The sequence below is a fragment of the Ochrobactrum vermis genome (genome assembly GCF_002975205.1).
In the GTDB taxonomy this organism is placed as follows: domain Bacteria; phylum Pseudomonadota; class Alphaproteobacteria; order Rhizobiales; family Rhizobiaceae; genus Brucella; species Brucella vermis.
Genome location: NZ_PCOC01000002.1, coordinates 635,001 through 655,634 on the forward strand (window position 1 = coordinate 635,001; position 20,634 = coordinate 655,634).

Here is a 20,634-nt window from a genome sequence, read left to right on the forward strand (position 1 = left end):
TGGGGAACTGAAACATCTAAGTACCCAGAGGAAAGGACATCAAACGAGACTCCGCTAGTAGTGGCGAGCGAACGCGGACCAGGCCAGTGGCTTATATGAGTAAAGTGGAACAACTTGGAAAAGTTGGCTAAAGTGGGTGATAGCCCCGTACACGCAACACGATTATAAGTCCTTGAGTAGGGCGGGACACGTGAAATCCTGTCTGAACATGGGTAGACCACTATCCAAGCCTAAGTACTCGTGCATGACCGATAGCGAACCAGTACCGTGAGGGAAAGGTGAAAAGCACCCCGACGAGGGGAGTGAAATAGTACCTGAAACCGAATGCCTACAAACAGTTGGAGCCCAAGATTTGTTCTGGGTGACAGCGTACCTTTTGTATAATGGGTCAGCGACTTAGTGTATCGAGCAAGCTTAAGCCGGTAGGTGTAGGCGCAGCGAAAGCGAGTCTGAATAGGGCGATATAGTTCGATGCATTAGACCCGAAACCAAGTGATCTAGCCATGAGCAGGTTGAAGGTACGGTAACACGTACTGGAGGACCGAACCCATATCTGTTGCAATAGATTGGGATGACTTGTGGCTAGGGGTGAAAGGCCAATCAAACTTGGAGATAGCTGGTTCTCCGCGAAATCTATTTAGGTAGAGCGTCCAGCGAATACCCCCGGGGGTAGAGCACTGAATGGGCTATGGGGACTCACCGTCTTACTGATCCTAATCAAACTCCGAATACCGGGGAGTACTACTGGGCAGACACACGGCGGGTGCTAACGTCCGTCGTGAAGAGGGCAACAACCCTGACCACCATCTAAGGTCCCTAAGTTATGGCTAAGTGGGAAAGGATGTGAGGATCCCAAAACAACCAGGATGTTGGCTTAGAAGCAGCCATCATTTAAAGAAAGCGTAACAGCTCACTGGTCTAAATAAGGGTCTTTGCGCCGAAAATGTACCGGGGCTAAAGCCATACACCGAAGCTGTGGATGCACATTTGTGCGTGGTAGCGGAGCGTTCCGTAAGCCTGTGAAGGGACAGTCGTGAGACATCCTGGAGGTATCGGAAGTGAGAATGCTGACATGAGTAACGATAAAGGGAGTGAGAGACTCCCTCGCCGAAAGTCCAAGGGTTCCTGCTTAAAGTTAATCTGAGCAGGGTTAGCCGGCCCCTAAGGCGAGGCCGAAAGGCGTAGTCGATGGGAACCACGTTAATATTCGTGGGCCTGCAGGTAGTGACGGATCGCGTGTGTTGTACATTCTTATTGGATTGAATGTGCAGCGAAGCGGTTCCAGGAAATAGCTCCTGCATATAGACCGTACCCTAAACCGACACTGGTGGACTGGTAGAGAATACCAAGGCGCTTGAGAGAACTGCGTTGAAGGAACTCGGCAAAATGCACGCGTAACTTCGGAAGAAGCGTGACCTCCATTCAGGCAACTGGGTGGGGGTGGCACAGACCAGGGGGTAGCGACTGTTTACCAAAAACACAGGGCTCTGCGAAGTCGCAAGACGACGTATAGGGTCTGACGCCTGCCCGGTGCTGGAAGGTTAAGAGGAGATGTGCAAGCATTGAATTGAAGCCCCAGTAAACGGCGGCCGTAACTATAACGGTCCTAAGGTAGCGAAATTCCTTGTCGGGTAAGTTCCGACCTGCACGAATGGCGTAACGACTTCCCCGCTGTCTCCAACGCAGACTCAGTGAAATTGAATTCCCCGTGAAGATGCGGGGTTCCTGCGGTTAGACGGAAAGACCCCGTGCACCTTTACTATAGCTTTACACTGGCATTCGTGTCGGCATGTGTAGGATAGGTGGTAGACTTTGAAGCAGTGGCGCCAGCCATTGTGGAGTCATCCTTGAAATACCACCCTTGCCTATATGGATGTCTAACTGCGGCCCGTTATCCGGGTCCAGGACCGTGTATGGTGGGTAGTTTGACTGGGGCGGTCGCCTCCTAAAGAGTAACGGAGGCGCGCGATGGTAGGCTCAGAACGGTCGGAAATCGTTCGTCGAGTGCAATGGCATAAGCCTGCCTGACTGCAAGACTGACAAGTCGAGCAGAGACGAAAGTCGGTCATAGTGATCCGGTGGTCCCGCGTGGAAGGGCCATCGCTCAACGGATAAAAGGTACGCCGGGGATAACAGGCTGATGACCCCCAAGAGTCCATATCGACGGGGTTGTTTGGCACCTCGATGTCGACTCATCGCATCCTGGGGCTGGAGCAGGTCCCAAGGGTATGGCTGTTCGCCATTTAAAGCGGTACGTGAGTTGGGTTCAGAACGTCGTGAGACAGTTCGGTCCCTATCTGCCGTGGGTGTAGGAATATTGATAGGATCTGTCCCTAGTACGAGAGGACCGGGATGGACGTATCTCTGGTGGACCTGTTGTCGTGCCAACGGCATAGCAGGGTAGCTATATACGGACGGGATAACCGCTGAAGGCATCTAAGCGGGAAACCCACCTAAAAACGAGTATTCCCTATCAGAGCCGTGGAAGACTACCACGTTGATAGGCCGGGTGTGGAAGTGCGGCAACGCATGTAGCTTACCGGTACTAATAGCTCGATCGACTTGATCACTCCCATTTACAATATCCATCGAACAACGTTCGATAGATATCAGTTAAGACTATGTCCTTACGGCTGAGCGCCTGACTTCGTCAGGCTAGCCTGCGGACGGCACGCCGAAACATCGGCGACGGCCAGTCGGCCTTGCGAAGCTTACGCTTCGAGGCTCTTAAACTGATATCATTACAATCAGCACGAAAGACAACCAGCTTCTCAATTTGTGTTCTTCGCCGACCTGGTGGTTATGGCGGAGCGGCTGCACCCGATCCCATTCCGAACTCGGCCGTGAAACGCTCCAGCGCCAATGGTACTTTGTCTTAAGACACGGGAGAGTAGGTCGCTGCCAGGTCTGCTAAGCACACAAATCAAAACATCTTCTCAAATCCCATACAAAACAGATCATTTAAGCGATATACGCGAAAAAATACCAAAACCGGTTACAATATAACACCCATAACGCGGGGTGGAGCAGCCCGGTAGCTCGTCAGGCTCATAACCTGAAGGCCGCAGGTTCAAATCCTGCCCCCGCAACCAATCGACATAACAAAAACCCCGCTAAACCAATCGGTTATCGGCTTTTTGTTTTGGCTGCGCCAGGCGTGCAAGCCGCCCTATCAATAAAATCATCAACTTAGTTTTGCAGGTTCAAATCGGTGGCGTGTACCTCGCAACCAACCACACACCTGCGTATGATAGTCGCTTTGTCGGAAATTTGCATACAGATTTCGGACGCTACACTTGCGGGCCGTCCGAAATATCACTACATATTTCGGACATGACAGACACTGCACTAGATTTGAAAACCGCGATCCTGACGCGCATCGAAAAGGGTGCAACCAGAGGGGTTTGGACGCCGCGAGACTTCCTCGATCTTGGCGCGCGCGACGCCGTGGACAAGACGCTGCAGCGGCTGACACGCGCTGGAAGCTTGCGGCGGGTGGATCGGGGGCTTTACGACAAGCCATCATTCAACAGTCTGACACAGAAAAGCAATCCTCCCGACCCAAGACAGGTTATCGAGGCCATCGCTCGGCGGGACCAGATCCGCGTACTCGTCGATGGCATGACTGCCGCCAATGATCTCGGACTCACGAATGCGGTTCCTGCAAAAATCGTCGTGCACGCGGATGCTCGGCTCAAGTCGGTCTCGCTTGGCCAACTCGGAATCACGTTCAAGCCAACCGCTGCGAGCAAGTTATACTGGGCCGACCGGCCGGCCATGCGCATCGTCCAGGCATTGCATTGGCTACGTGACACCATGGGCCAGGTCGATGACGACGCAATTCTTAAGCGTCGTCTGAACGCAATTCTTCATGATCCGAAAGATGGGCCAGCGCTCCGGGCGGACCTGTTGTCGGGCCTGTCGACGCTGCCGAGCTGGATGCAGAGCCTGTTGCGGCCGATGTTGAAAGAACAGGCCGGCACATGATGAACCCCGCATTCGATCAGGTCATTGCAGCAGACGATGAGACAAGGTTGGGTCTTTATACGACGACGGCCCAGCGCCTCGGCACGACGCCCCAGAATGTCGAAAAAGACTTCTGGGTCTGTTGGACCCTTGATGCGCTCTTCAATGGATTGGCAGACAGGCCACGCTTGCTGTTCAAGGGCGGCACATCGCTATCCAAAGGGTTCGGCGTGATCAAGCGCTTCTCGGAAGATATCGATGTCACTGTCTTCCGTGACGATCTGGGAGAAGCAGCTTCCATCACGGAACTGGAAGCTCTCAGCGGTAAGAAACGCGGCAAAGCTCTGGATGCGATCAAAGCGGCGTGCGAGGCTTACATCAATGGCTCGTGCCTAGCGGGGCTGTCCGCGATCACAGGCGAAACGGCCAAACGCAATGGGTTGAGCACGGAACAGCTCCGCATTGAGCCTGACCCCGAAGACAGTCAGGCGCTCTATGTGCGTTATCCGACGGCAACACCCGAAGATGCCTATGTCGGCAAGGCTGTAAAGATCGAGTCCGGCGCGAAGTCGGCTCTCGATCCCAATTCGGATCGCGTCATCCGGCCGTATCTGGAAAGCGATATCCCGGATATCGACTTGGGTGTCGGTAACGTCACAACGGTCGATCCGGAACGGACCTTTTGGGATAAGGTCGTGATCCTGCATGGGTTGCGGCGCTGGTTCGACAATCGCGGAGAACTCAAAGGAAACGGCCAGCGGGTCTCGCGCCACTACTACGATGTACACCACCTGTTGGCTTCAGATACCGGACAAAGGGCGTTGAAAGATCGCGAACTGGGCGCCGACTGCGTGGCCCATGCCCGCATGTTCTTTAATCGCCCAGCCTTCGATCTCGCGGCGGCAACACCCCCCACATTCTCTCTTCGTCCTGAAGGAAAGATGCTCGACGACCTTCGCCGCGACTATCGCGCGATGTCGGGCATGATCTTCGGCGAAGCTCCTGCCTTTGAAGCGATTACTGAGGACATCATTGAACTTGAGACGGCTCTGAACGCTCCGACGGAAGGGGCTGAAGAAAGCGATAACCAGGAACATGGCTAAGAAGACAAAAAGCCTAAAGCCGCGCCGAAATCCTAAGCCATCGTCCAAACCGGCCAAGGCTGCATCCAGGGCTGGATCTAATGCAGGCCGGGGTTTTCGTTACCAGGATGCCGTGTCCGCTTGGTTGACGGTAGAAATATGGGCTGGTCAGCGAGCGCCCGCCATCGTGATTCCGGAAGGTGGTGACGACATTGAGCTGCGTGGCGAAGAAACGAGCTTTGTCCTGGTCAAGAGCCGGCGGGAACACCTTGGGGACTATACGGAAGGCGAGACGGCTGGACACATTGAGGACCTGTGGAATCGGTCGCTTGGCTCCGCACCGCAGCCGCAGCGATTGGAGCTCGTTCTTGAGCGAGAGGTGGCGGGCCTCAGTCCCCTCGACGACCAACCTGCAGCTCGTTTGATTGAAGGTCCGATCAGCACCAGACTTTCAAATTTCGGTGGGTCCTGTGATCTTCTCCCACGAACATCAATCGTCGTGGCGACCTCACCGCAGGAATGGGCGATCAGCCTGATCGTAGATCGGCTGAACTGCGCCCCGATCGCTGCCCAGATGTGCTTTGCCGAACTGCTTGTTCGCGTGGGCTCTTTGGCAGACGCCAATGGCCGGTTGGCGTCCGAGAACTATCGTGGCGTTTCGATCTCTGACACGGAAACGGCAATCAGAGATGTCTTGGCCGCTATCGACATTGACGCGATCGAATGCGCCCTCAGGGATGGCGTCTGTGAGCCGGTCGATTTCCTTACGCCTCTCAACGATCCAAACTTCTATCTCGGGGTCGATGTAGAACCCGGTCACATCGCGGCAGGTTTGGTGGCCGAACGTCCCCGAAGCAGATCGGCGTTGGTGGAGGGGATTGAACAACGCCGGGCCGCGTTGATCGTCGGACCGTCAGGGGCCGGAAAATCCGCTTTGATGTGGGAGGCCGCCAACGCGTTGCGCCATACGGTGCGGTGGTTTCGTATCCGTCGTCTGAGTGCGGAGGATATTCCATCTCTGCGCCAGTTAGTCCGGACGTTTCGCGCTGGACTTCCCCTTCAAAAGTGGAGGGCTTCTGTTAGATAAGACTGACAGGAGACATAGAGTTGAAGCAGCGAGAATTTACAGAAGAGTTCAAACGCGAAGCCGTTCGGATTTTAACGACGAGTGGTCGAAGCATTTCATCGGTTGCCGAGGACCTTGGCATTGGCAAATCAACACTTGACCGCTGGCGTCGTAATTTTGCTGAGAAAGATTTGCTCTCCGGTCCGCATGAAGACATGAGCCAGGAGCTTGCTCGGCTTCGCAAGGAAAACGAACTTCTGCGCCAGGAACGAGATTTATTAAAAAAAGCGACGGCCTTCTTCGCTCGGGAGACAAGTCGATGAAGTTTGCATTCATCGACATGGAGAAGGCCCACATGTCTCTGTCACGGCTTTGCGCTTTCGCAGGCGTCAGTATCAGCGGTTATTATGCATGGAAGCATCGTTTGCCCAGTCGTCGCCAACTCGACGATATGATCATTCTGGCTCACATTCGTAATCAGTTTGAGCTGTCACGTGAAACTTATGGCAGCCCTCGAATGCATGTTGAACTGAATGAAGAAGGTAAGAGGTGGCTCGGTTTGTCTGAACAGTTTCGGGCGTTTCGCTAAGTGGATTTCCGCCTCGATTATGCCGCCACCATCATTGGTGCCAGCGCGTTGAAGTAGGCCTGATCCGGTGTCTGCCGGTCAAGGGATGAATGTGGGCGTCGGCTATTGTAAAAGGTCAGATAGCGGCCGATGCCAGCGCGGGCCTCGGACACTGTTTTATAGGCGTGGAGGTAGACTTCCTCGTATTTGATCGAACGCCAGAGCCGCTCGACGAAGACGTTGTCCCGCCACGCACCCTTGCCATCCATCGAGATGGCGATTTCCGCCTTCTTCAGCACCGTCGTGAAGTCCATCGAGGTGAACTGCGAGCCCTGATCGGTATTGAATATGTCGGGTCTGCCATAACGGGCCAGCGCTTCCTCGACTGCTTCGATGCAGAAGGCTGCCTCCATCGTGATCGACAGTCGCCACGACAGAACCTTCCGGCTGAACCAGTCCACAACGGCGCAGAGATAGACAAATCCGCGAGCCATCGGAACATAGGTCAGGTCCATCGCCCAAACCTGATTGGGTCTGGTAACCGCCAGCTTGCGCAGGAGGTAGGGATAGATTTTGTGCCCAGGTGCCGGTTTCGACGTGTTCGGGCGACGGTAGATCGCCTCGATGCCCATCTTCTTCATCAGCGTGGCGACGTGCAGTCGACCGGTTTGTAACCCTTCTCCCCTCAAGAGCCCTTGCAACATCCGGCTTCCGGCAAACGGGTATTCGAGATGCAACTCGTCGATCCGGCGCATCAGAGCCAGATCGCCGTCAGACACCGGACGCGGCGAATAATAGACACTGCCACGGCTGAAGCCGAGAAGCTTCGCCTGACGCACGACGGACAGCTTGTGCTCGCGGTCGATCATTTCTTTCCGCTCAGCAATCCCGCCTTGCCGAGCGCTCCGGCTAAAAAATCATTCTCCAGCGTCAGCTCCCCGATCTTGGCGTGCAGCGTTTTGACATCGACGGTTGGACCCGTCGGTTCCGCCTTCGCTTCATCGCCGAAAACGCCTGTCGCCCCCTCAAGGAGCTGGTCTTTCCATTGCTTGATCTGGTTGGCGTGCACGTCAAACTGTTGGGACAGTTCCACCAGCGTCTGCTCGCCTCGAATGGCGGCGAGCGCCACTTTTGCCTTGAAAGCCGGGCTATGGTTCCGGCGCGGTCGTCTCGTCATGGTATCTCCTGTTCACGGCATCTAAGCCGAAGTCAGGCAGAAATTCCACTTATCCCCCCTGTTCAAATTTCCCGAGCCAGCTCTGTATTCGAGCAGGACGTCACCGCACGGCGCGACTGATGCGCGAAAACGGTCTTAAAGCCCGGCAGAAAACGCGCTTCAAACGCACAACCGACAGCAATCATGGTGAACCCGTCGCTCCCAATCTTCTGGATCAGGACTTTACCTGTAATGGACCGGATCAGAAATGGGGTATCGATATCAGTTACATATGGACCGCCGAAGGCTGGTTATATCTGGCGCACTGTATTCCAGAACAGAAATGACGCAACCAAAGCCATTGGCGAATATATTGACGGGTTCTATAATCCCGTGCGCAGACATTCTGCCCTCGGGTATAAATCGCCGATCCAGTTCGAGATCATGAACCGGAATTTTGAGACAGAACCTCTCCACTAAATAAGGGCAAGTCCACCGTGACCGCAGACGAAAAGGAAACCGATATCAGGTTGCGTTCCGTAGCCTCTCCCCATGAGGCGGTGATCGAACTCAAGCTCGGAGATGGACGCACAGCTAAAGACTTGCGCGACACAATCGAGAATCAGTTGGTGAAAAAGTACATGGCAGCGGAGCACAGCCGTGCCGGTGCCATGATGGTGACCCTTGCGAACGATCGGAAATGGGATCATCCAGATGAGGGCCGTAGAATCAACGTGGACGAACTTTTTTCCCTGCTGCGCGAAGAGGCGGAACGGATTGAAGAGGCGTTGGGTGGTGCTGTCGCAATCGCTATACATTTTCTTGACTTGCGACCGCGGTTGCCCCTTGAGAACGATCGCAACCGGAAAAGGGTAGAGAAAAAGCAGCTTTCAAAAGCTAAGGGAGAGGCCGATTGATGATTCCCGGATTGAAAGTGAGGACCCGCTAAATCGCAACTTCCAACAAATGTTGGTATCGGTAGTTGCATGCCCCCGCAACCAAATCCCCTTAAATCACTAAAAGCTCTGATGCATACGCCATCCTGGTCGTAGCTGTACGGCTCGTGCAAGCTTCATCGAGCAGCCATTCGACCGCAAATCGATCCTCTGGATCGATTTTTTTTTGCTCTCACCCCGGCAGGATCACAAGCCGAAGCGGGACGACGACAAGGAATTGATCCCGTGAACCAGTTCCCCGACGAACGGATCAAATCCGACCGGCAACAAAACATAAAACCCCGTGGCATATGCCGCGGGGTTTTTGCGTTGGTGAATGAAATTCTGTCTCAGAGGTGACTGCGAGGATTGCGGCATACGCAACCATCGCAGCTCTTTGCTCCTCGAAGTATCGTCATCGTAATCAAGGCTTGATGGGCCGCACTGCAACCCTGGGATCGACCACGATAGAGCCGTGCCATCGGGCTCGCTATCCAGCGAGCTGAACTGGACATTTGATATCCGCCAGCCAGATCGGGGAGGGTTCTGGACAGGATCAGCTGGGCTGGCCATTTCGTATGTAAGGCCATTTCCAATCCCTTATTTCCGGCATGTCCTCGCCATGTTCGCGAATATAGCTTCTATGAAGCGTCAGTTTCTCCTCGAATTTGGTAATCAGGGGGCCTGCAACCTCCTTGGTGAGTGGCAGTCGTTCGATGGCCGCAATTGCGAGATGGAAGCGGTCGAGTTCATTCATGACCGTCATGTCGAACGGAGTTGTGGTCGTTCCCTGTTCGATGAAGCCGCGCACATGAAAGTTGGGATGGTTGGTGCGTTTGTAAACGAGCCTGTGAATGAGGTAGGGATAGCCGTGATAAGCAAAGATTACTGGCCGGTTGGTTGTGAAAATCCGGTCGAATTCGTCGTCGGCAAGCCCGTGCGGGTGATGTTGAGGTGACTGAAGCACCATCAGGTCCACCACATTGATCACACGGATGCGCAAATGCGGTAGCGACTGGCGCAGAAGATCGACAGCGGCAAGGGTCTCCATCGTCGGAACATCACCCGCGCAGGCCATCACGATGTCTGGTTCCAGACCATCCTCGGTTCCCGCCCAATTCCATATGCCAAGACCGGCCTCGCAATGGTGCACGGCTTCATCCATGGATAGCCATTGCGGCTCGGGTTGTTTTCCCGCGACAATAACGTTCACGCGATCCCAGGTTTTCAAGCAGTGATCGCCAACCCACAGCAATGTATTCGCATCGGGTGGGAAATAGACGCGGATGATGTCAGCACTCTTATTGGCGACAAGATCGACAAAGCCAGGATCCTGATGCGAGAAGCCATTATGATCCTGACGCCACACATGAGATGTCAGGAGGTAGTTGAGCGAGGAGACGGGCTTTCGCCATTTCAGTTCGCGTGCAACCTGCAGCCATTTTGCATGTTGATTGAACATGGAATCGACGATGTGAATGAAAGCCTCGTAGCAGGAGAAGAAGCCATGCCTGCCAGTCAGCAGATAGCCTTCAAGCCAGCCCTGGCATAGGTTCTCGCTCAACACTTCCATTACGCGGCCATCGGCCGAAAGATGATCGTCTATGTCGAGGGTTTCAGCCATCCATACACGATCACTGGCATCGAAAACAGCGCTGAGCCGGTTTGAGGCGGTCTCGTCGGGGCCGAATACGCGAAAATTCTTCTCGGGTTCGTTCAGCTTAAGCACGTCGCGCAGATATTCGCCAAGTATCTTCGTCGACTGAGCGTCTGTTGAGCCCGGTTCAGTGACGTCAACAGCATATTGGCGAAAGTCGGGCGTATGAAGTTCCTTGCGCAGCAATCCGCCATTTGCGTGTGGATTGGCACCCATGCGTAACTCGCCTTTCGGCGCAAGCGCTCGCAGTTCAGGTTTCAATGCGCCTTTTTCGTCAAACAAGTCCTGCGGGTCATAGCTTTTCATCCAGTTTTCGAGGATTTTGCGGTGCGCATCATTTTCACGACAATTGGCGACGGGCACCTGATGCGAGCGCCAGTAATTCTCGACGATGAGACCGTCGACTTCCTTCGGGCCGGTCCAGCCTTTCGGGCTTCTAAGGATTATCATCGGCCAGCGGGGGCGGTCGGGAGACGTTACGTCGGCATTCTTTTTGATTTCTTCGATCCGCTCGAAGATCGTATTGAGGGTCGCCGCCATCTTCTGATGCATGGCTTCGGGTTCGCTGCCCTCGACGAAGAACGGTTCATAACCATATCCCTTGAAGAGATCGGTTAGATCGTCATCGGAAAGACGGGCAAGGACCGTGGGGTTTGCGATTTTATAGCCGTTCAGATGCAGGATGGGCAGAACGGCACCGTCGCGCGCAGGATTGAGAAACTTGTTGGAATGCCACGAAGTTGCAAGTGTTCCCGTTTCCGCTTCGCCATCGCCAACCACACAAGCGACAACGAGATCGGGATTGTCGAAAGCAGCGCCATAGGCATGCACCAGTGCATATCCAAGTTCGCCACCTTCATGGATGGAGCCCGGCGTTTCCGGCGCGACATGGCTCGGGATGCCGCCGGGGAACGAAAACTGCCGGAACAGCTTGCGCATGCCCGCTTCGTCCTCGCTGACAGTCGGGTATATTTCAGAATAGGAACCTTCGAGATAGGTGTTCGCCACCATGCCTGGACCGCCGTGACCTGGCCCGCATATGTAGATTATATTGGCGTCCCTTTCCTGAATGATGCGATTGAGATGGGCATAAATGAAGTTCAGGCCAGGCGTCGTACCCCAATGGCCGAGCAGTCGTGGCTTGATATGCTCCGGCTCCAGCGCTTTGCGCAGTAAGGGGTTCTCCATCAGGTAAATCTGTCCGACGGAAAGATAGTTTGCCGCTCTCCAGTAACGATCGATCAGTGCAAGTTGCTGAGGTGCCAAGGGCCCCTGGACTATTGCTTTGCTCATGCTCTGTCTCCTTCGCTGATTGTTATGCAGTCGCGACGGGCGCGGTTGCTGCGGCGTTCTGGATGGCCTCTCGTGTTTCGGAAGCGATGATCTGTTCTTCGTCGGTGGCGAGTACAAAAGCTGCCACCCGACATGATGGGTTCGTGATCCGGAAAGCGCTGGCATCGTTGGCGGATGCATCGATTTCAAAACCGAGCCATGCGAGGCGCCGGCAAACTGCCTCACGGATTGCGGGTTGGTGCTCTCCGATTCCTGCTGTGAAGATGAGGGCATCGAGACCGCCGAGCGAGGAAGCAAGACGGCAGATCTCCCCGGCTATGCGGGCGGTGAAGATGGCAAGCGCTTCCCGGGCGTGGGCATCATCGCTTGCAAACAGGTCGCGCGTATCGCCGCTCTGCCCTGACATTCCGAGCAGGCCCGAGCGATGATACATAAGATCCGAGAGCTCATCGGCCTGCATGTTTTCCTGTTGCAACAAATGCAGGAGAACGCCTGGATCGAGGGCCCCGCAACGAGTGGCCATCGGAATGCCGTCTAGTGTTGAGAAGCTCATGCTGGTATCGACGCTTTTGCCGCCATCCATGGCGCATAAACTGGCCCCACTTCCCAGATGGGCAGCCACGATTTTTCCACCTGCGAGCTTCGGCTCCCGCAGGGAAAAATTGCCGATGATGGATTTGTAGGACAAACCATGAAAGCCATATCGTTTTATCCCGCGCTCATGGAAGTCGCGCGGAATTGCGAAACGCCGGATATTGTCCGGTATGGTCTGATGAAAGGCGGTATCGAAGGAAGCCGTTTGTGAAAGATGAGGAAAGAGATGCCGGATAGCCTTTATCAGGGCGACACTTTTCGGCTGGTGAAGCGGAGCGAACATGGACAAGCGGTCGATAGCGTCGATATATTTGTCGTCTAACAATATCGGTTCAGCGAATTGGTCCCCACCAAAGACAACGCGATGACCGACGGCAAGAATGTCTGTCGGAGTGATATGGGCCGACAATTTTGCGAACAGTTCTTCGAGAATGGTGACAATATCGTCGGTACTTTTAGCCGACAGCGCAATGTCCAGGTTTCCTTTTTCACCGCGCAAACGAAAGGTCAGCGGCGATCCGTTCAGATCGACTTCACCTCTCGATACTTTCCGAATTTTCTGCCCGTCATATGCGAATGTACCGATCTTCACGGTCGAAGAACCGGCATTGAATGTAACAAACTGCTTGTCCACGCGGCAGCACCCCTTGGTCGTGGCTGATGTGGTACAACATAGAGGAATGTTTCGGACTGGCGATATGCCCGGTGCAGATCGTCTGATTTATCTTGACCACCCAAATTCATGGTCCCGAGCGGCCGCCGATATGGGGTTGAATTTGGCGAAAACTCTCGCCCGCAACTTTGTCGGGAACAAAATGGCCTCTGATTCATTTATTTGGAGCGTTCGTCCGAGAATCACCGGATGATTTGCTGTGTCCAGGTTTCCGGTCATGACAAATCGGGAGTTTGGGGCATTTCGATTTTTCAACGATTGGAGTTCATTATGGGGATTTTCGATAAGATTAAGAACGCTATTTGGGGGCAGGCACACGCAGCAACCCCTGGGACGGAAACGGCTGCACAGCCTGCACCGGCACCGACCGCTTCAACAAGCGCTGCCGCTCCGGCACCCTCTGCATCCGCACCCGCTTCAACGGGCGCGGTCGATATAGGTGCCATACTGGACGCTGCAGTTGCCAAAAGCGGCCAGAAGCTCAACTGGAAGACTTCGATCGTCGATCTGATGAAGGCCCTTGGCCTCGACAGCAGCCTGGACCACCGCAAGGAACTCGCCAAGGAGCTGGGTTATACCGGCGACACAGGCGATTCCGCGACCATGAATATCTGGCTGCACAAGCAGGTCATCCAGAAACTCAAGGATAATGGCGGCAAAGTACCCGCCGGATTGTAATCAGGAGGGTTCTCGATGGGAAGCGCAGGAATTGGCTGGATTGCGGCAATCATCATAGGCGGCCTTGCCGGCTGGATTGCCTCCAATTTCATGAACAGCAATACCGGGATATTCATGAACGTCATTCTCGGTATCATCGGCGCAGCCGTAGCGAGTTTTATATTCGGATTTCTCGGCGTTTCGTTCGGCGGCTGGCTGGGCTATCTGATCGCGGGCTTCGTCGGCGCGTGCATATTGATATGGCTGGGCCGATTGGTAAGTTAGCAAAAGGCGCCGAGAGGCGCCTTTTTCTGTTGCGGTCCAATTGGAACCCTATGCTGGGTAAGAACGGTGCGGCCATACGGATTGGCCACTTCGGCATATGGCTCACAGATTTCCGGTTGTGCGGGCGATAACCTTGATTTCAAAATCGAAACCGGCAAGCCAGTTGATGCCGACCGCTGTCCAGTTGGGGAACGGCGGATTGCTGAAAACCCGGTTCTTGACCTGCATGATGGTCTCGAACTGGTTTTCCGGATCGGTATGAAAGGTTGTCACATCGACGATATCGTCGAAGGTGCAACCGGCAGCCTTCAGTGTTGCTTCAAGATTATCGAAAGCGAGCTGAACCTGCTTTCCGAAATCCGGTTCCGGCGTCCCGTCATTGCGGCTTCCAACCTGACCGGAGACGAAAACCAGATCGCCTGAGCGGATGGCGGCGGAATAGCCATGCGCTTCATAAAGGGCATGGCGGTTTGTTGGAAAAATAGCCTCTCTTTTCGTCATTCTCGTTTTCCTTCGTCGTGTTGCGGCGTGGATCGTTGGGAGATTTTGCCTGTCCGTGGCTTCACAAGCGGTGGGATTATTTGATATACGCCATGTATATTAAACAGCACATATACGGTCTATATGTCAATTCATATACGGGCCGTATATAAAATGGATATGACGATGGCCGTGAACCTGCGCATCAAGGCGATGGAAGAAAATCGGGTGAAGCTGATCGCGGCGGCCCGGAAAGCTTTCGCTGAGAAAGGATATGCTGCTGCATCGATGGATGAACTGACCGCCGAAGTCGGTCTGACACGTGGCGCGCTCTATCATAATTTCGGCGACAAGCGCGGACTGCTGGCCGCCGTGGTCAGCCAGATGGACAATGAAATGGCGGCACGGGCGCAGGAGATTGCCGCGCGGGCGGATACTCTGTGGGAGGGGCTTCTGGCGGAAGGGGTCGCCTATATCGAGATGGCACTTGATCCGGATGTCCAGCGCATCGTCTTGCTCGATGGACCGGCGTTTCTCGGCGATCCCTCACAATGGCCGAGCCAGAATAGCTGTCTGCAAGCGTCGCGGCAAAAGATGACCCTGTTGATCGAGCAAGGCGTGCTGAAGCCGATCGACCCGGAAGCCGCCGCCCGATTGTTGAACGGCGCGGCGCTGAATGCGGCGCTCTGGATCGCGGCCAGCGACGATCCGAAAGCTATTCTCTCGAAGGCGATTGACGCCTTTCAAGCGCTTGCGACCGGCCTGCTTGCGAAACCGGTTTAGAACATTCCCACAAGGGTGATCCGGTTCATTTTTGCCCCGTTCTGGCTAACCATATGAATGTAATCACTAATCAGCTCCACTGCTACAATGCGAATGAAGTTTCAGCTCGGTTGACGGAGATGCATTAATTGTTCAGTTTTTATTGACTGGATATATTAGCAAAACACAACAAGCGGATTCCGACACGGAGGTCATATGGCGACTGAAGGACTTGGACAGACACTCGGACCCGCTGTGGTTCTACTCGCCGCCGGTGTCGTCGCGGTGCCCTTGTTTCGGAAATTGGGTCTGGGTTCCGTGCTGGGTTATTTTGCGGCCGGTGCTCTGGTGGGGCCGTCGGTTTTCGGCTTCTTCACCGACCCCGCTACGATCCTGCATTTTTCCGAGCTTGGCGTCGTCATGTTCCTGTTCGTCATCGGGCTTGAAATGCGCCCCGGCAAACTCTGGACGATGCGGCAGCAGATATTCGGTCTTGGCCTTGCACAGGTTATCGGCTGCATTGCCCTCCTGACTGGAGCGGGCGTTCTTCTGGGCTTGTCTCCGATAACGGCACTGATAGCCGGTGCAGGCTTCGTCTTGTCTTCTACCGCCGTCATCATGTCGATACTGCAGGAGCGCGGGGAAATCGCCACGCCGGATGGCCAGAAGGCAGTCTCCATTCTCCTGCTCGAAGATCTGATGATCGTGCCGTTACTGGCGCTTGTCGCCTTTCTTTCACCTGCTCAGCATGAATCCGGCGGGATTTTGGGTATTGCGATAGCTATTGGTGCCATTTTGCTGCTGATCGCTGTCGGGCGCTGGCTGCTCGATCCGTTCTTTTCGTTACTGGCGCGTGCCCGGACGCGGGAGGTTCTGACGGCTGGCGCCTTGATCGTGGTGTTGGGGGCAGCTCTGCTGATGGAGGCAAGCGGCCTTTCCATGGCGATGGGCGCTTTCCTGGCAGGGGTCATGCTGTCGGGTTCCAGTTACCGGCACCAGATCGAAAGCGACATCGAGCCGTTTAAGGGGCTTCTGATGGGGCTGTTCTTTCTGGCAGTCGGCATGTCGCTCGATCTTGGTGTGGTGGCTTCGGACTGGCCCTCGGTCCTCATCTTCCTCGTCGCCTACGTGGTTACAAAGGCAATTGGCATCTATGCTGTCGCCCGTATTTTCGGCTCCAGTCATTATTCCGCGCTCGAACGAACCCTGCTCTTCGCGCAAGGTGGAGAATTCGCTTTTGTGCTCTATACGTCGGCATTCGGTAACGGGTTGATTTCAGCGCGCGACAACGCGCTGTTTTCGACGGTCATCATTTTGTCGATGGCGGTCACCCCATTCGTGCTTCTTCTTGGGTCCCGGCTTCTGCGTGCGGAAGCACCATCGCTTGAAGGTGTTGAATCCGCGCATAATCTCAAAGGCCGGCTATTGATGGTCGGCTTCGGGCGCTTCGGACAAATCGCGGCACAACTGCTTCTGGCCCAAAGATCGGATGTTTCCATTATCGAGTCCGATCCCAACCGTATTCGTGAAGCGGGACGGTTCGGTTTCAAGATATTTTATGGTGATGGATCGCGTCTCGACATTCTGCACCATTCGGGTGCCGACGAGGCGGAAGTCATCATGGTCTGCGTGGACGACCGGAAAACGGCCAATCGGATTGTGGAGCTGGTCAAGTCCCATTTCCCCGCAGCAAAGCTCATGGTGCGTTCCTATGATCGCACGCATTCCATCGAATTGCTCAAAGCAGGCGTGGATTTCGAACTGCGTGAAACATTCGAATCCGCCCTTCTTTTCGGAAAGGAAGCGCTTTGCGAGCTTGGTCTCGATGAGGGGCTCGCCGAGGATACGCTACGCGATATTCGTCTGCGTGACGCAGAACGGCTGACGGCACAGGTGCAGGGTGATCTCTATTCGGGCCTTGATCAATTGCATACCGGCGTTCCGATTCCCGAACCGCTGACGCCTCCCGGCAAGGTCACAAAACTTGCCGGGGAAGAAGGCTCAAGCTGAACGATACGCTCTCAGAACCCGATTAGTCCCGCAGCGCCATCTGCAGTTCGGCCTGACGTCCCAGTGTCGTCATCCATTCGGTAAACTTGGGATTGGCCCCGATCTGGCGTCCGTAATGCCTGCGCAATGCGGTCGTCAGTTCGCCTTTGCGTCCAAGCTGTTCGTCGGCAAAGCCGATCATCTGGGAATTTGGCCAGGCCTGTGGACGAATAGCGATCAAACGGTTGAAGAGGCTTTCGGCCGCCTCGTCCGGATTGGCCTGCGCCATAAGAGAAACCATGGCTGCGGTCGAGCGCGACACACCCATATGGCAATGGACCAGCAGATGGCTCGGCGCTTGCGGGTTTTGTGCGCTCTGAAATTCCGAGCCGAACTGGAGAATTGCGTTCATGTGATCGGGCGTCGGCATTGTGTGGTTGTTGGCGGCGTTGATGATGTCATGAAAACGCAGCGTCACACGATGGTGTTGCTCGAAAGTCTGAAACGCATCCAGTTCCGGAAGGTCGGGATCGACCAGCGAAAGAACATGTGTGACTTTGCGCGCCCGCTGTTCGGGTAGTTCCTGAATTCCACACACTGTCAGTTGCGGGACAAAATGCACACTCATGCCGGTCTCCTTGAATTTCGGTTACGCTGCCCAATTCGAATGGACGCTGTGGTGATACATCGGCTGGACGACATTTTCATGGCTGCGATCAATCCTTGGGAAGCTGCCGTCTGGCCCATTCTCCTTCGGGAATGGCGGGACCGATATTGTAGCTGAATGAGTTGATTACCATGGTTTCCGCATTCGCCTTGCACGTGAAGTCGATTGCGTACCATTTGCGCTGGCTACGAAAAGCGCCATCGCTGACCGTAAGGCCGCTTGTCGAAACGGAGCCGCCTTCACGCGCGAGCATATCCGGAAAAGCGCCGCGCCGATGGCGTCGCACCTGTTCGAGCGCTTCGATGCTGCAAATCTGGATGATGCGGTCCTTGGGTGCGAGTTTCCCCAGCGCCTGTTTCACACGAGGATCGGACATGGCGTCCTTCGAATAGATTTCACGCGCCCGCGTCAGTTTTTTGGCTGGCGTCGCCGGTTTGGGAGCTTCCGCCTTTTGATCCTGCGCCGGTTGAGCTGTTTCGGCGGCGAGCTGGCCGGATTCGGAGGGCTTCTCTGTCTGCGGAAGCTGCTCGCCAGGCTGGGTCTCTGCCACAGACGGCTTCTCTTCCGTCTTGTCAGCATCCGTAGAGGCTGCAGCCTCTGATGGTTCGTCCGGCTTTTGCACCTCTTCAGGTGTCGTTGGCGGCAAGTCCTGTTCTGGCGGTGACTTCACCTCTTGCCTGGCCGCAGCGGACTCGAATGCCTGCGGTTGTGGTGGAGGTGGAGGGGGAGCCTGTTCCGGCCGTTTCGGTGCCTGCTGAGGCTTTTTCTCAGGCGGCGGTGGCTGAACCAGCTCGACATTGACGCTTTGTTCAGAAGCAGGCGAGGGAAGTTCCGGAAGGCGGACCAGAAAAAGCAATGCCAACGTAAGATGCAGAGCCACCGAGGCGGGCAAACCCCAGCCGGCCTCTCGCAAAACTCTTCTGGTGAACTGCAGCATGGCTCCAACGATCAGGGAATCGAAAGCTTCAATCTAGAGCGCATCCCGAAAAGTGTGAAACGGTTTTCGGAAAAGATGCACGTCGGAATAAGCAGTTAGAGACCGACATTCGGCCTGTCGATCACTTCACGCAGGGCAAAGCTGGAATTGATCTTCACGACATGCGGAAGGGCCGATAGCCAGTCACGATGGATGCGCTCGTAATCCTCAAGGTCGCGCGCCGCGACACGCAGAATATAGTCGTATTCGCCCGACATCAGATAGCAGACCAGCACGTTGGGACAGCGTTTCACTGCAGCCTCGAATTCGGCCAGCGTCTTGGCAAACTGCCCGGAGAGCGAGATATGGACAATCGCAATCATCCGGTATTCGAGCGCCTTCTGAGAGAGGCGGGCATGATACCCCGCAATCACCCCGTTTTTCTCGAGAATATCGAGCCGGCGCGAACAGGCGGAAGGTGACAATCCCACCTTTTCCGCAAGGTCTGCATTGGTGATGCGCGCATTGGCCTGCAATGTCCTGAGAATTGCAAGATCGATAGGATCAAGATTGCTCATTCGAAGAACCTTCGAAAAAGAGGGCCGCCTGCGCAATAATTCACCAAAAAACCGGGGTGTGCAAATCTTCTTTGCAAGGACATTGCATGCCGCAGATGTTCTCATTTTCGGATCGACAACGACCCACGGCAAGTGGGCAGAAAAATGAGAGGAACGCTTATGCGTGTCGGTTGCCCGAAGGAAATCAAGAACCATGAATATCGTGTCGGACTGACCCCCGCCGCAGTTCGTGAATATGTGGCTCATGGCCATGAAGTCTGGATTGAAACAAAGGCAGGTGCCGGTATCGGTGCCGATGATGCCAGCTACATCGCCGCTGGCGCGAAAATTGTTGCTTCCGCAAAAGACATTTTCGAGAAGTGCGACATGATCGTGAAGGTCAAGGAGCCACAACCCTCCGAATGGGTGCAGCTTCGCGAAGGCCAGCTTCTCTATACCTATCTCCATCTCGCGCCCGACCCGGAACAGACCAAGGGTCTGCTCGCTTCCGGCGTGACGGCAATTGCCTATGAAACGGTAACGGATGATCGCGGCGGGCTGCCGCTGCTCGCACCGATGTCGGAAGTGGCGGGTCGTCTGTCGATCCAGGCTGGCGCTACAGCGCTCCAGAAAGCCAATGGCGGCCTCGGCATTCTGCTGGGCGGCGTGCCCGGCGTACTTCCGGCAAAAGTCACGATCATCGGTGGTGGTGTCGTCGGGCTTCATGCAGCCAGAATGGCGGCGGGGCTTGGTGCCGACGTGTCCATTCTGGATCGCTCACTGCCGCGTCTGCGGCAGCTTGATGATATATTCAGCGGTCGCGTCCACACACGCTATTCCAGCATTCAGGCGCTTGAAGACGAAGTCTTCTCCGCCGATCTCGTCATTGGCGCTGTGTTGATCCCCGGTGCTGCAGCGCCGAAACTCGTCACCCATGAAATGCTGTCCGGCATGAAGAAGGGTGCGGTTATTGTCGACGTGGCTATCGATCAGGGAGGCTGTTTCGAGACCTCGCATGCAACGACACATTCCGATCCCACTTACGAAGTGGACGGGATCGTCCATTACTGCGTGGCCAATATGCCGGGCGCCGTTCCCGTGACTTCTGCTCACGCCCTCAACAATGCAACCCTTCAATACGGTCTAGCGCTTGCCGATCGTGGTTTGAGAGCAATCGCCGAGGACAAACATCTGCGCAATGGCCTGAATGTCTACAAGGGACGCATCACCAACAGACCGGTCGCGGAAGCGCTCGGTTACGAAGCTTTTGCGCCCGAAAGCGTTCTGAACGTGGCCTGAAGCTTTTGAAGCTTGGTAAGGCGGCACTGGTC

General features: G+C 55.1%; 16 protein-coding genes, 1 tRNA gene, 2 rRNA genes and 2 pseudogenes (1 of these 21 cut by a window edge). 14 read left to right on the forward strand and 7 right to left on the reverse strand.

The genetic code is table 11. The features are described from left to right. From CQZ93_RS17290 to CQZ93_RS17320, 7 genes and pseudogenes are all read left to right on the forward strand, one after another. Window positions 1-2,570: ribosomal RNA gene (locus tag CQZ93_RS17290) — 23S ribosomal RNA — on the forward strand; it begins 335 nt to the left of the window's first position. Between the two features lie 222 nt (window positions 2,571-2,792). Continuing rightward, a 5S ribosomal RNA gene (rrf, locus tag CQZ93_RS17295) occupies window positions 2,793-2,907 on the forward strand. Window positions 2,908-3,015: 108 nt separating this feature from the next. Further along, window positions 3,016-3,092: transfer RNA gene (locus CQZ93_RS17300), tRNA-Met, on the forward strand. Between the two features lie 241 nt (window positions 3,093-3,333). Beyond that, window positions 3,334-3,987, forward strand: a complete 654-nt coding sequence (locus tag CQZ93_RS17305) for a DUF6088 family protein (protein WP_105543847.1) — start codon at window positions 3,334-3,336, stop codon at window positions 3,985-3,987. Beyond that, a complete protein-coding gene (locus CQZ93_RS17310; RefSeq protein WP_434059886.1) occupies window positions 3,984-5,069 on the forward strand; it encodes a nucleotidyl transferase AbiEii/AbiGii toxin family protein in 1,086 nt (361 codons plus the stop codon). Before CQZ93_RS17305 ends, CQZ93_RS17310 begins: the two co-directional genes overlap by 4 nt. Then, on the forward strand, window positions 5,062-6,135 hold the full coding sequence (locus CQZ93_RS17315; protein WP_286154031.1) for a hypothetical protein: 1,074 nt from the start codon (window positions 5,062-5,064) through the stop codon (window positions 6,133-6,135). The genes CQZ93_RS17310 and CQZ93_RS17315 overlap by 8 nt, the downstream gene beginning before the upstream one ends. A 14-nt stretch (window positions 6,136-6,149) precedes the next feature. Next, window positions 6,150-6,658 (forward strand): annotated as a pseudogene (locus tag CQZ93_RS17320) (transposase); the annotation flags it as partial. A gap of 62 nt (window positions 6,659-6,720) precedes the next feature. Here CQZ93_RS17320 and CQZ93_RS17330 read toward each other — a convergent pair. Then, window positions 6,721-7,859, reverse strand: a protein-coding gene (locus CQZ93_RS17330; protein WP_105541261.1) for an IS3 family transposase whose coding sequence is annotated in 2 segments (ribosomal slippage) — window positions 6,721-7,592 and window positions 7,592-7,859 — 1,140 coding nt in all. Because the reading frame shifts where the segments join, the coding sequence is not laid out codon by codon here. A gap of 86 nt (window positions 7,860-7,945) precedes the next feature. Between CQZ93_RS17330 and CQZ93_RS17335 the strand changes: the two are divergent. Both CQZ93_RS17335 and CQZ93_RS17340 read left to right on the forward strand, forming a co-directional pair. Next, window positions 7,946-8,318: pseudogene (locus CQZ93_RS17335) on the forward strand (IS3 family transposase); the annotation flags it as partial. Between the two features lie 17 nt (window positions 8,319-8,335). After that, a complete protein-coding gene (locus CQZ93_RS17340) occupies window positions 8,336-8,755 on the forward strand; it encodes a hypothetical protein (protein WP_210201109.1) in 420 nt (139 codons plus the stop codon). Between the two features lie 574 nt (window positions 8,756-9,329). Here the strand turns inward: CQZ93_RS17340 and CQZ93_RS17345 are convergent. Beyond that, a complete protein-coding gene (locus CQZ93_RS17345) occupies window positions 9,330-11,723 on the reverse strand; it encodes a phosphoketolase family protein (RefSeq protein ID WP_105543848.1) in 2,394 nt (797 codons plus the stop codon). A 22-nt stretch (window positions 11,724-11,745) separates the two neighbouring features. Then, the gene (locus CQZ93_RS17350) at window positions 11,746-12,951 is read right to left on the reverse strand and encodes an acetate/propionate family kinase (protein WP_105543849.1); all 1,206 of its coding nucleotides are present in this window, start codon (window positions 12,949-12,951) and stop codon (window positions 11,746-11,748) included. Between the two features lie 309 nt (window positions 12,952-13,260). Here CQZ93_RS17350 and CQZ93_RS17355 point away from each other — a divergent pair, with 309 nt between their 5' ends. Together CQZ93_RS17355 and CQZ93_RS17360 are read left to right on the forward strand one after the other, a co-directional pair. Continuing rightward, window positions 13,261-13,668 (forward strand): DUF3597 domain-containing protein, encoded by a 408-nt coding sequence (locus tag CQZ93_RS17355; protein ID WP_105545192.1) that lies wholly within the window; start codon window positions 13,261-13,263, stop codon window positions 13,666-13,668. A 15-nt stretch (window positions 13,669-13,683) separates the two neighbouring features. Then, window positions 13,684-13,932: a GlsB/YeaQ/YmgE family stress response membrane protein gene (locus CQZ93_RS17360; protein ID WP_105543850.1), complete on the forward strand. Its 249-nt coding sequence runs from the start codon at window positions 13,684-13,686 to the stop codon at window positions 13,930-13,932. Between the two features lie 102 nt (window positions 13,933-14,034). Here the strand turns inward: CQZ93_RS17360 and CQZ93_RS17365 are convergent, their stop codons facing one another. Beyond that, window positions 14,035-14,433 carry a RidA family protein gene (locus tag CQZ93_RS17365; RefSeq protein ID WP_105543851.1) on the reverse strand — a complete coding sequence of 133 codons (399 nt, stop codon included), beginning with the start codon at window positions 14,431-14,433 and terminating at the stop codon, window positions 14,035-14,037. Between the two features lie 165 nt (window positions 14,434-14,598). On the opposite strand from CQZ93_RS17365, the gene CQZ93_RS17370 reads away from it, so the two are divergent. Further along, window positions 14,599-15,195: a TetR/AcrR family transcriptional regulator gene (locus CQZ93_RS17370; RefSeq protein WP_105543852.1), complete on the forward strand. Its 597-nt coding sequence runs from the start codon at window positions 14,599-14,601 to the stop codon at window positions 15,193-15,195. A gap of 195 nt (window positions 15,196-15,390) precedes the next feature. Continuing rightward, the gene (locus tag CQZ93_RS17375; RefSeq protein ID WP_105543853.1) at window positions 15,391-17,184 is read left to right on the forward strand and encodes a monovalent cation:proton antiporter-2 (CPA2) family protein; all 1,794 of its coding nucleotides are present in this window, start codon (window positions 15,391-15,393) and stop codon (window positions 17,182-17,184) included. Between the two features lie 22 nt (window positions 17,185-17,206). On the opposite strand, the gene CQZ93_RS17380 is transcribed toward CQZ93_RS17375, so the two are convergent. From CQZ93_RS17380 to CQZ93_RS17390, 3 genes are all read right to left on the reverse strand, one after another. Continuing rightward, the gene (locus CQZ93_RS17380) at window positions 17,207-17,791 is read right to left on the reverse strand and encodes a tyrosine phosphatase family protein (RefSeq protein WP_105543854.1); all 585 of its coding nucleotides are present in this window, start codon (window positions 17,789-17,791) and stop codon (window positions 17,207-17,209) included. A gap of 88 nt (window positions 17,792-17,879) precedes the next feature. After that, entirely contained in the window at window positions 17,880-18,767 is an 888-nt protein-coding gene (locus tag CQZ93_RS17385; protein WP_105543855.1) for a DUF930 domain-containing protein, read from the reverse strand. Window positions 18,768-18,862: 95 nt separating this feature from the next. Further along, entirely contained in the window at window positions 18,863-19,324 is a 462-nt protein-coding gene (locus CQZ93_RS17390; RefSeq protein WP_105543856.1) for an Lrp/AsnC family transcriptional regulator, read from the reverse strand. 159 nt (window positions 19,325-19,483) lie between these two features. Between CQZ93_RS17390 and ald the strand changes: the two genes are divergently transcribed. Next, a complete protein-coding gene (gene ald / locus CQZ93_RS17395; protein WP_105543857.1) occupies window positions 19,484-20,602 on the forward strand; it encodes an alanine dehydrogenase in 1,119 nt (372 codons plus the stop codon). Window positions 20,603-20,634 lie beyond the last annotated feature (32 nt).